Here is a 10,946-nt window from a genome sequence, read left to right as displayed (position 1 = left end):
GTTCGACGAAGGACGCAAGGAGCCGACGATGAGCCACGTCACCACCGCCCAGCCCGACGGCACCCCCACGTGGATCGACCTCCGCGTGACCGAGTTCGACCGTGCGCTGGAGTTCTACGGCGCGCTCTTCGGCTGGGAGTACTCCGACGAACCGCCCACGGCCGGCGAGCGCAGCGCCACCTGCCTCCTCCACGGGAAGCCCGTCGCAGCGATCACGCAGGCGGCGGCCACCCCAGGCTTCGGCTGGACCATGTACTTCGCCACCCCGGACTGCGACGGCACCGCGAAACGCATCACCGAGGCAGGCGGCACCCTGCTCCAGGGGCCGGAGGACGTCACGGCCCAAGGCGCCCGCACGGCCATCGCCGAGGATTCCGTGGGCGCCCGCTTCGGCCTCTGGCAGGCCCGCACCCGCATCGGCTGCGAGATCGTGAACGAGCCCGGCTCACTCGTCCGCAACGACCTGCTCACCCCCACCCCGGAACCGGCCCGAGCGTTCTACAGCGCGGTGTTCGACTACACCCTCGACCTCAACAAGGACCTGCCGGGCATGGACTTCACCTTCCTGCGCCGCCCCGACGGCCACGAGATCGGCGGCATCTTCGGCACCCCGGCCGCCTCCACCCCTACGTCCAACTGGGCCACCACCTTCGAGGTGGCCGACACGGACGAGGTCGTGCGCCGAGCCACCGCCTCCGGCGGCACGTCGACCACCCCCGAGGACATCCCGTACGGCCGGATCGCCACCATCACCGACCCCTCCGGCAACGAGTTCTCCGTCATCACGAGGCTCTGAGCTGCACCGCAGCAGGCTCGGGCGCCGGGACGGCCACACATTCGAGTGATGTGACACCAACTCCGCGTCTGTAAAGGCCACTCACGCGACTCTCGGCGTTATGAGCAAGAACACCGAGGCGAATCCGGCGGACCGTGAGCTGGTCCCCACGGAGGAGGACCTGTCGCGGGAGGAGGACCTGTCGCGCGTGGTCCAGAACGCCATCGAAGGCATCGCCCCCTGAGCAGGTCCCCGAAGGGGAGGTCCCCGAACCACCCATACGGCCCACGACAAGCCGGAATACCCCGCCCCTAGCGGCAAGTTGGACCGGTCATGACGACCACAGACACACCCTTCGACCCGCACGCCCTGCTCGCGCAGAGCAACCTCGGCGTACTGGCGACGATCAAGTCCGACGGCCGCCCCCAGCTCTCGCCGGTCATGCCGTCGTACGACCGCTCCGACGGCGTGATCCGCGTATCGACGACCGCGAAGACGGCGAAGATCGCGAACCTGCGTCGGGACGCCCGCGCCACGCTGGAGGTGACCAGCCCCGACGGCCGCGCCTGGGCCACCGCCGAGGGCACGGCCACCCTCACCGGGCCGGGAACGGACCCGCAGGGCCCCGAGGTCCAGGCCCTGGTGGACTACTACCGCGCGGCTGCCGGCGAGCACCCGAACTGGGACGAGTACCGCGAGGTCATGGTGTCCGACCGCCGGGTGCTGATCACCATGACGGTGGACAACGTGTACGGCACCAGGCTCGGCTGAGGAGGCTGAGGAGGCTGAGGAGGCCTGCCAACCCTCCCCCCTCGGCTGCCCTCCGCCCGGCCGAACGGTTCACAAGGAGGGCACCCGGCCTCGCGACTCAGCACGCAAGGGCCCGGTGGTCAGCCGCGCGACGGGACCGCACCACGTCCCGCGCCGGCGCCCTGCGACGTACCGGTCCGCACCTGGCAGCGAGACCCCGGAGCCTGGCGGGAGTGGTCGAGAGTCCCGCCCTTCGGGCCGTCCGGTCGTCCTCCCTCGCGCGGTGGAGGGACGAGTGTCAAGGGTGGCCCGAAGGGTCATCGGCGCAGCCGACGCGACGGCAGGAGCGCCCTTGACTCCCGCCCCGGAACCGCCAACCTCGCGACAACCGGGCGGCTCCGGCACCGAGCAGAGCCGCCGGCCCGGCGAAGCAAGGGTCCGGTGCGGCCACACCCCAGGGCCACCAACCTGCCGCTACCCAGCCCCAACTACCCAGGCCACAGCCAGAACCGGCTGTCCCACTGCGTGGATGGAGCCCCGGTCGACCAGACCACGGCCCCGGGGCCAGGCACCCGGTCAGGAGGGGGCGGAGAGGTGGGAACCAAGCGGCGCCGCAGGCCGGGGGCGTGAGCCGTGGCCGGAGCCGGTGACCCCGGCCAGGTGCCCGGCGGGGTGGGGGCAAGTGGACGGGACGAGGCGGTGTCGCAGGCTGCCGGGGCGCGGCTGCCGCAGGCCGGGGACGCGAACCGGGGGCGGAGTCAGTGCCCCGGGGCGGGTGCCCAGCTGGGCGTGGGCGGGCGGGTAGGGACAAGGCAGCGCCGCAGGCTGCCGGGACACCGATGCCATGGGTCAGCACCCCGGGTCCGGGCCCGGCACGCCGGACGCCTGACAGCAGGGTGCACCAGTGCCACGTCCGGCCCCACGGCCGGGGGGACACCCAGCTAGGAGGGGCGGGCGGGTAGGGACCAAGCAGCACCGCAGGCCGCCGGGACACCGATGCCGCAGCCACGGGGGCAGCCCCCCGAGCCCCGGTCGACCACACCACACCCCCAGGGGGCCCAGGCGCCCGACCAGGAGAGGGCGAGCGGGTGGGGACCAAGCAGCACCGCAGGCCGCCGGGACACCGATGCCGCAGCCACGGGGGCGGCACCCCGAGCCCCGGTCGACCACACCACACCCCCAGGGGGGGGCAGGCACCGGGCCAGGAGAGGGCGGGCGGGTGGGGGCCAAGCGGCGCCGCAGGCCGCCGGGGCACCCCTGCCGCAGGGGGCGTGAGCCGTGGCCGGAGCCCGCGCCCCGGGGCTAGTGCCCAGCAACGCGGGGCGCACGCAGTGCCCGGCGGCGCCAGCCAACGCTCCTTACCGCCCCCAAAGCCCGCAGCACCCAACAAGAGAGCTCCCTGCCGCCCCCAAAGCCAGGCCCACCGGAACAGCACCGAAGCCTCCCCGCGGGGGACCCGCACGGCGTGCCCCAGCGATACCCCCCGCCGGGGTACTAGTTACCGCCCAACCACCGCCGACCCCACGGCCCTTCACCTACTCTCGACACATGGTCGAAGCCACCACGCTAGGCGCCCGCATCGCGTCCAGCGTCGTCGTGCCGCTCATCAAGAAGCTCTTCGTGGCGGACCAGCCGGGCGCGGCCCTGGTGGAGAAGCCGGTGAAGATCTCCTCGCTCGTCTCGTTCAGCGGCGAGAAGCGCAGCGTGACGCCCAAGGACGCCGAGAAGGTCGCCGACGAACTGGTCCGCCGGGCACTCAAGGCCGCGGGCCCGTACGAGCAGCCCATCGAACCGGCGGAAGCCCTCGCCGTGCGAGGCGCCCTCGCCCACTCCCTCGCCGCCCTCGGCACCATCACCATCGAGGACTACGAAGCCGTCGCCCTGGGCCCGGAAGGTTTCGCGAGCCTCCTGCGCTCGAACGCGGGCGTCGTCGTCATCTCCTTCGGCCTCAGCGCGAGCGGCGAACTCTTCTACGACCAGCTCCTGCACACCGCCGCCCTCCACATCCTCAACTTCTTCTCGCAGCGCTCCACCTTCATCGCCCGCCAACAGCTCGCCCAGACACAGCAGTTGGCCCGCCTCGTGCAGACCATCGACATCCTCCTGGACCGGCTGCCCTCCCAGTCCACCGAGGACGCCGCCTTCGAAGCCCTCTACGCCGCCCACATCGGGCAGCGCCACGGCACCCTCACCATCTACGGCCTCGACGCGGGTACCAGCGAGTGGCCCCTCGACACCGCCTACCTCAGCCTGGAGGCGACCCGCGAGCGCACCGGCTACGGCGGCAGCGGGCTGCACGTCCCCGCCGAGCAGGTCCTCGCCCAGCACGACCAGGTCCTGCTGCGCGGCGTCGCCGGATCGGGCAAGACCACCCTGGTCCAGTGGCTCGCCGTGACGGCCGCGAGCCGGACGTACGAGCACGGACTCACGCACCTCATCGGGCGTGTGCCCTTCGTCCTGCCGATGAGGAGAATCCTGCGCCCGGGGGCCGAGCTGCCCATCCCGGGGGACTTCCTCAAGGCCGTCGCCTGCCCGGTGGCGGGCGAGCAGCCCGCCGGCTGGGTCGACCGCGTCCTGCGGGCCCGACGCGGCGTGCTGCTGGTCGACGGGATAGACGAGATCGCCGGTGAGCGCAGGGAGAGCGCCCGCCGGTGGCTGCGCGAGCTGGCCCGGACCTTCCCGGGGAACCTGTGGCTGGTCACCTCACGCCCCTCCGCCGTACCCGAGCAGTGGCTGACCGCCGCCGGTTTCAACGAGCTCACGCTCTCCCCGATGGCCCGCCACGACGTCGCCACGTTCGTACGCCGCTGGCACCGCGCCGCCGGGGCCGACGAGTCCACCGGCGACTCCCTGCTTCAGGCCGTACGGACCACGACCGAGCTGAACCGCCTGGCCACCAACCCCCTGATGTGCGGCATGCTCTGCGCCCTGCACCGCGACCGGAACGGCTTCCTGCCCGAGGACAGGAAATCCCTCTACGAGGCAGCGCTCTCCATGCTGCTCGAACGGCGCGACAGGGAAAGGGGGTTGGACGACCCGGGTGTGGTGCGCATTCCGTACGCCACCCAGATCCAGCTGCTCCAGCGGCTCGCGTGGTGGCTCATCCGCAACGGCCGTTCGGAGATGTACCGTTCGGACGCGCTGCACATCATCACGCAGGCGCTGCCCTCCCTGAACCTGACCAGCGACGCGGAGGAGGTCTACACCTCGCTCCTGCTGCGCTCCGGGCTGCTGCGCGAACCCGCCGACGGACACGTCGACTTCCTGCACCGCACCTTCCAGGACTACCTCGGCTCGCGGCTCGCCGTACAGGAACTGGACTTCGACCTGCTCCTGGACAACGCGCACAAGGACCAGTGGGAGGACGTCGTCCTCCTGGCCGTCGCTCACGCGCGGCCGAAGGAGGCCGAGCAGATGCTGCGGCGCCTCGTGGAGCAGGGCACCCCGCGCGGCAAGCTGCTTGCCGCCGCAGGGCTGCCGTACGCGGCGGAGGTGGCGCCCGCGATCCGTTCCTTCGTGGAGGTGGGGGTGCAGTTGCTCGTGCCGCCCGGATCGAGCGCCGAGGCCGAGGAGCTGGCGCGGGCGGGCGGCGAGCTGGTGCTCTCGCTGCTGCCGTCCGCGGAAGGGCTCGACGACCACGCGGCACGTCATGTGGTGCGTACGGCGAGCGAGTTGGGCAGTGAGTCCGCGCTGCACTTCCTCACCCAGTTCCGCGAGCATCCGAGCGTGGACGTCCAGCGGACGCTCGCCGCGTCCTGGCCGCACTTCGACCGCGAGCTCTACGCCCGCGAGATACTCGCGCACCTGCCCCGCCAGGCCCGGGTCACCGTGCGCGACCCCGAGGACCTCCGTGCCCTGCGCGACATCGGCGGCTGGGCGGACATCCAGGTCGTCGGCGCCTACCGCGTCGAGGACCTGACCGAACTCATCGTGCGCGACCGGCTCACCCGGCTCGGCCTGGAAGCGTCCCACCCCGTCGAAGGACTGGCCTGGCTCTCGGTCTTCCCGAACCTCAGGAGGGTCCATGTGACCTCTGAGGTGGGTGAGGCGGTGGCCCAGCAGGCACCGCACTGGATCGAACTCATCACCCCGCCGCCGTGGAGGAGTTGACCTACCCTTGACCCTCCACGACACACGAAATCCCACCCGCAGGGACCCCCTATGTCCATGGAGCCCGTTGTCCGCATCCCCTCGACCCTCGCCGCACCCCTGGTACAACGGCTCATCCGGACGCCTCCCCCGCAGCCGCCCGACGCGCCCGACCTGATCGCCGCCCTCACCACCTGGCGCGGCGCCGACGCCCCGGCGACCCCGGACGACGTGCACCGCGCGGCCGCCGACTTCGTGCACCTGGCCGCCGAGGCGCACTCCGCCCCGACGACCGAACTCGCCTCTGTTGTCGACGTGTTGACGCGCACGCTGCTCGCCATCGGGGAACTGGACCTCACGGACGTGGACGCCGTGCGCCTGGGTCCGCAGGACTACGCGCGCCGCCTCAGGGGCGCCGTGCAGGGCGCGGACCGCGCCCTGTCCCCCACCGCCGCGTGGTTCCACGACGAGCTGCTGGTGGCCGCGTGTCTGCACGTCCTGTACCACTTCGTCCGGCGCTCCCCGCACATCCAGCGGCACATGGCCGAGCGGGCCAGCCGCATCCGCCAGCTCATCGACCTGAACGACGCCGAGGCCGCGGCCCGCCAGCCCGAACGGTCCCAGGAGGACCGGGACTTCGAGTCCGCCTACGCCGAAGAGGTCGTACGCCAGCACGGCTGGCTCACCATCGTCGGCGTGGACCTGGCCAACGCGCCGGACCGCTGGCCCCTGGAGGACACCTACCTCAGCCTGGAGGCCGAGGAGAGCAGCGGCAGCGGCGTACCGGGCGAGCCGCGCACGGTGCTGCTCGCCGACCGGGCCCTGGAGGGCCCCGAGCGGGTCCTGCTGCGCGGCGTCGCGGGCTCGGGCAAGACGACCCTGGTCCAGTGGCTCGCCGTGGCCGCGGCGCGCGAGGGCGCCCGCGTGCCCTTCGTCCTTCCCGTACGCCGCTTCGCCCGCGAGGGCTTCCCCGCCCCGGACGACTTCCTGCACGCCATCCGCCACCCGCTGGCCGACCAGGCCCCGGAGGGCTGGGTCGTGCGCACCCTTCTCGCGGGCCGCGCCATGCTCCTGGTCGACGGGATCGACGAGGCCCCCGAGTCCACCCGCGGCGAGCTGCGCAACCAGCTGCGCCGCCTGCTGCGCATCTTCTCCGGCAACGGCTGCCTGGTCACCTCCCGCCCCTCCGCCGTCGAGGACGGCTGGCTCGCCCAGGAGCGCCTCGCCGAGGAGGGCTTCAAAGAGCTCTCTCTCGCGCCGATGTCGCGCGACCAGGTCACGCGCTTCATCCACGACTGGCACGCGGCGGCGATGAGCGACGAGCAGTGCAAGGAGCAGGCGGAACGCGACAAGCTCAAGGAGTACGAACAGCGCCTCCTGCACTCCGTGCGCATCTTCCGCGAGCTGCGCCAGCTCGCCACCAACCCCCTGATGTGCGGCCTCATCTGCGCCCTCAACCGCGACCGCTCCGGCTCGCTGCCCAAAGGGCGCAAGGAGCTGTACGACGCGGCCCTGGAGATGCTCCTGCAGCGCCGCGACCCCGAACGCGACGTCCTGTACGCCGATGACGTGCGGCTCATGCAGGGTCCCCGGGAGCTGCTCCTGCGTAAGCTGGCCCACGCGATGGTGGAGGAGGGCGTCTCGGAGCTGCCGCGACAGCGCGTCGTCGCCATCCTGGACACCGCTCTGCCCGCCATCCCCTCCGCGCGTGCCGAGGGCGACGGCGAGAAGATCTTCCGCCACCTGCTGCACCGCACGGGGCTCCTCCGCGAACAGGCGGGTCTCTCGGTGGACTTCATCCACCGCACCTTCCAGGACTATCTGGCCGCCAAGGAAATAGTGGCGCGCGGCCAGCTCCGCACCCTCGTCGAGCACGCGCACCGCGCCGAGTGGGAGGAGGTCATCCGCATGGCCGCCGCCCACGCACGGCCCGAGGAGTGCGCCGACTTCCTGGAGCGGCTCCTGGCCGCGGCCCCGAACCTGCGCCGCCCGCACGTGAACCACCGGCGCCTGATGGCCGCGGCCTGCCTGGAGCACGTCACCGAGCTGGACCCGGCGGTGCAGCAGCTCGTCCACGACCGCACCAAGAACCTCGTACGCCCCACGACCGAACTGGCCGCCCGCAGCCTGGGCTGGGTCGGCCCCATCGTCCTGGAGCAGCTGCCGGACCCCGAGCAGGTGCCCAGCGACCAGCAGGCGCTGCTCCTCGCGATCACGGCGACCCGCGTCCAGGACGACGCCGCCATCGACTACCTCGCACGCCTGCGCCACCGCTCGGCGCTGTCCATCCGGATGGAACTGGCCCGTCCGTGGCGGCACTTCGACACGGAGCGGTACGCGCGCGAGATCATCGCCCATCTCGATCCGGTCGGCCTGTACTTCCCCGTCGCCGACACCGCCGAGCTCGCGGCGCTGCGGCACCTCGGCGGGCGGCCGTGGATCCAGGTCGTCGGCGTCATACGCACCGAGGAGCTCCTCGACGGCCTGGAGCACGAGCAGCTCACCCACCTGTGGATCACCGCCGAGCTGGCCGACACGGACATGTCCTGGCTCACGGGCTTCCCGAACCTGAGCGTGCTCCGCGTGAACCCCCGCCTGCCACGCGTACGAAACGTGCCGGAGGGCATCACGATCACGTCATAGCCGCGGGGCGGGGGCAGCGCTCCGAAGGGGCGCGGGGAACTGCGCGACCAGCCACGCAGCACCCGCAGTCCGAACACAACCAAAAGGGGCTGCCCCGGACCGTTTCTCACGGTCCGGGGCAGCCCCTTTGAGCCTGTACTGCGGCTGCGGGCCGGAGGCCTAGGCCTCCTTGCTCAGGTTAGGCCCGGCGCCGCCGCCTGCCGCCTGCTCGATCGGCGGGACGTCCGGAAGCGCCGCCTTCTCCTCGCCACGGAAGGTGAACTTGGCTTCGTCACCCTCGCCCTCCGTGCCGACGACCACGATGTGGCCGGGGCGGAGCTCGCCGAAGAGGATCTTCTCCGAGAGGATGTCCTCGACCTCGCGCTGGATGGTCCGGCGCAGCGGCCGGGCGCCCATCACGGGGTCGTAGCCCTTCTTGGCGAGCAGCTTCTTCGCGTCACCGCTGAGCTCGATGCCCATGTCGCGGTCCTTGAGACGCTCGTCCACCTTGGCGATCATGAGGTCGACGATCTGGATGATGTCTTCCTCGGTGAGCTGGTGGAAGACCACCGTGTCGTCGACACGGTTCAGGAACTCCGGGCGGAAGTGCTGCTTCAGCTCGTCGTTGACCTTGGTCTTCATGCGCTCGTAGTTCGTCTTGACGTCACCCGCGGCGGCGAATCCAAGGTTGAAGCCCTTGGAGATGTCACGCGTGCCGAGGTTGGTCGTCATGATGATGACCGTGTTCTTGAAGTCCACGACCCGGCCCTGGGAGTCGGTCAGGCGACCGTCTTCCAGGATCTGGAGGAGCGAGTTGAAGATATCCGGGTGGGCCTTCTCGACCTCGTCGAAGAGGACGACCGAGAACGGCTTGCGGCGGACCTTCTCCGTCAGCTGCCCGCCCTCTTCGTAGCCGACATATCCGGGCGGCGAACCGAAGAGTCGCGAGACCGTGTGCTTCTCGCTGAACTCCGACATGTCGAGGGAGATCAGGGCGTCCTCGTCACCGAAGAGGAATTCGGCGAGCGTCTTGGAAAGCTCCGTCTTACCGACACCGGACGGGCCGGCGAAGATGAACGAGCCACCGGGACGCTTCGGGTCCTTCAGACCCGCACGCGTACGACGAATCGCCTGCGAAAGCGCCTTGATGGCGTCCTTCTGGCCGATGACCCGCTTGTGGAGCTCGTCCTCCATGCGCAGCAGACGCGAGGACTCCTCCTCGGTCAGCTTGAAGACCGGAATGCCGGTCGCCGTGGCGAGGACCTCGGCGATGAGCTCGCCGTCGACCTCGGCGACGACGTCCATGTCGCCGGCCTTCCATTCCTTCTCGCGCTTGGCCTTCGCCGCGAGCAGCTGCTTCTCCTTGTCGCGGAGAGACGCCGCCTTCTCGAAGTCCTGGGAGTCGATGGCCGACTCCTTGTCGCGACGCACGCCCGCGATCTTCTCGTCGAACTCGCGGAGGTCCGGCGGCGCGGTCATCCGGCGGATGCGCATCCGGGAACCGGCCTCGTCGATCAGGTCGATCGCCTTGTCCGGCAGGAAGCGGTCCGAGATGTACCGGTCGGCCAGGGTGGCGGCCTGCACCAGCGCCTCGTCCGTGATGGAGACCCTGTGGTGGGCCTCGTAACGGTCGCGCAGACCCTTGAGGATCTCGATGGTGTGCGGCAGCGACGGCTCCGCGACCTGGATGGGCTGGAAGCGGCGCTCGAGGGCCGCGTCCTTCTCCAGGTGCTTGCGGTACTCGTCCAGCGTCGTGGCACCGATGGTCTGCAGCTCGCCTCGCGCCAGCATCGGCTTGAGGATGCTCGCGGCGTCGATCGCGCCCTCGGCGGCACCCGCACCCACCAGGGTGTGGAGCTCGTCGATGAACAGGATGATGTCGCCGCGGGTGCGGATCTCCTTGAGGACCTTCTTCAGGCGCTCCTCGAAGTCACCGCGGTAGCGGGAGCCGGCGACCAGCGCGCCGAGGTCAAGCGTGTAGAGGTGCTTGTCCTTCAGCGTCTCGGGCACCTCGCCCTTGACGATGGCCTGGGCCAGGCCCTCGACGACGGCGGTCTTGCCGACGCCGGGCTCGCCGATGAGCACGGGGTTGTTCTTCGTACGGCGGGACAGCACCTGCATGACCCGCTCGATCTCCTTCTCGCGCCCGATGACCGGGTCGAGCTTGGACTCACGAGCGGCCTGGGTGAGGTTCCGGCCGAACTGGTCGAGCACCAGGGACGTGGAAGGCGTGCCCTCCGCAGGACCGCCTGCGGTGGCGGTCTCCTTGCCCTGGTATCCGGAGAGCAGCTGGATGACCTGCTGCCGCACCCGGTTGAGATCGGCGCCCAGCTTCACCAGGACCTGGGCTGCGACGCCCTCGCCCTCGCGGATCAGGCCGAGCAGGATGTGCTCCGTGCCGATGTAGTTGTGGCCCAGCTGAAGGGCCTCGCGGAGCGAAAGCTCCAGGACCTTCTTGGCACGGGGGGTGAAGGGGATGTGGCCGGACGGGGCCTGCTGGCCCTGGCCGATGATCTCCTCCACCTGCTGGCGGACCGCCTCGAGCGAAATCCCGAGGCTCTCCAGGGCCTTAGCGGCGACACCCTCGCCCTCGTGGATCAAGCCCAGGAGGATGTGCTCGGTGCCGATGTAGTTGTGGTTGAGCATCCGGGCTTCTTCCTGAGCCAGGACGACAACCCGCCGCGCGCGGTCGGTGAACCTCTCGAACATC

General features: G+C 70.9%; 6 protein-coding genes. 5 read left to right on the top strand and 1 reads right to left on the bottom strand.

Going from position 1 to position 10,946, the window contains the following annotated elements; genetic code table 11:
* Positions 1 to 28: 28 nt before the first annotated feature.
* From ACIGXX_RS15735 to ACIGXX_RS15715, 5 genes are all read left to right on the top strand, one after another.
* The gene (locus ACIGXX_RS15735; RefSeq protein WP_399975945.1) at positions 29 to 796 is read left to right on the top strand and encodes a VOC family protein; all 768 of its coding nucleotides are present in this window, start codon (positions 29 to 31) and stop codon (positions 794 to 796) included.
* Positions 797 to 896: 100 nt separating this feature from the next.
* The gene (locus ACIGXX_RS15730; RefSeq protein WP_351171819.1) at positions 897 to 1,019 is read left to right on the top strand and encodes a hypothetical protein; all 123 of its coding nucleotides are present in this window, start codon (positions 897 to 899) and stop codon (positions 1,017 to 1,019) included.
* Between the two features lie 89 nt (positions 1,020 to 1,108).
* Positions 1,109 to 1,546 (top strand): PPOX class F420-dependent oxidoreductase, encoded by a 438-nt coding sequence (locus tag ACIGXX_RS15725; protein WP_366463701.1) that lies wholly within the window; start codon positions 1,109 to 1,111, stop codon positions 1,544 to 1,546.
* Between the two features lie 1,527 nt (positions 1,547 to 3,073).
* A complete protein-coding gene (locus tag ACIGXX_RS15720; RefSeq protein ID WP_351171825.1) occupies positions 3,074 to 5,635 on the top strand; it encodes an NACHT domain-containing protein in 2,562 nt (853 codons plus the stop codon).
* A gap of 57 nt (positions 5,636 to 5,692) precedes the next feature.
* Entirely contained in the window at positions 5,693 to 8,257 is a 2,565-nt protein-coding gene (locus ACIGXX_RS15715; protein WP_361471766.1) for an NACHT domain-containing protein, read from the top strand.
* A 159-nt stretch (positions 8,258 to 8,416) separates the two neighbouring features.
* Here the strand turns inward: ACIGXX_RS15715 and ACIGXX_RS15710 are convergent, their stop codons facing one another.
* Positions 8,417 to 10,945, bottom strand: coding sequence for an ATP-dependent Clp protease ATP-binding subunit (locus ACIGXX_RS15710; RefSeq protein ID WP_351171831.1), 2,529 nt, complete (start codon positions 10,943 to 10,945; stop codon positions 8,417 to 8,419).
* Position 10,946 lies beyond the last annotated feature (1 nt).

Origin of the sequence: Streptomyces sp. NPDC055243, from assembly GCF_044544025.1 — a bacterium.
Classification (GTDB): domain Bacteria; phylum Actinomycetota; class Actinomycetes; order Streptomycetales; family Streptomycetaceae; genus Streptomyces.
The sequence above is the reverse complement of the archived record's forward strand: the minus strand, read 5'-3'. Positions and strand labels throughout refer to the sequence as shown.

What these genes read in the sequence shown, in the direction of transcription:
- ACIGXX_RS15720 (WP_351171825.1), top strand. Translation starts at nt 3,074, where the DNA reads ATGGTCGAAGCCACCACGCTAGGCGCCCGCATCGCGTCCAGCGTCGTC.
- ACIGXX_RS15735 (WP_399975945.1), top strand. Translation starts at nt 29, where the DNA reads ATGAGCCACGTCACCACCGCCCAGCCCGACGGCACCCCCACGTGGATC.
- ACIGXX_RS15715 (WP_361471766.1), top strand. Translation starts at nt 5,693, where the DNA reads ATGGAGCCCGTTGTCCGCATCCCCTCGACCCTCGCCGCACCCCTGGTA.
- ACIGXX_RS15730 (WP_351171819.1), top strand. Translation starts at nt 897, where the DNA reads ATGAGCAAGAACACCGAGGCGAATCCGGCGGACCGTGAGCTGGTCCCC.
- ACIGXX_RS15725 (WP_366463701.1), top strand. Translation starts at nt 1,109, where the DNA reads ATGACGACCACAGACACACCCTTCGACCCGCACGCCCTGCTCGCGCAG.
- ACIGXX_RS15710 (WP_351171831.1), bottom strand. Translation starts at nt 10,945, where the DNA reads ATGTTCGAGAGGTTCACCGACCGCGCGCGGCGGGTTGTCGTCCTGGCT.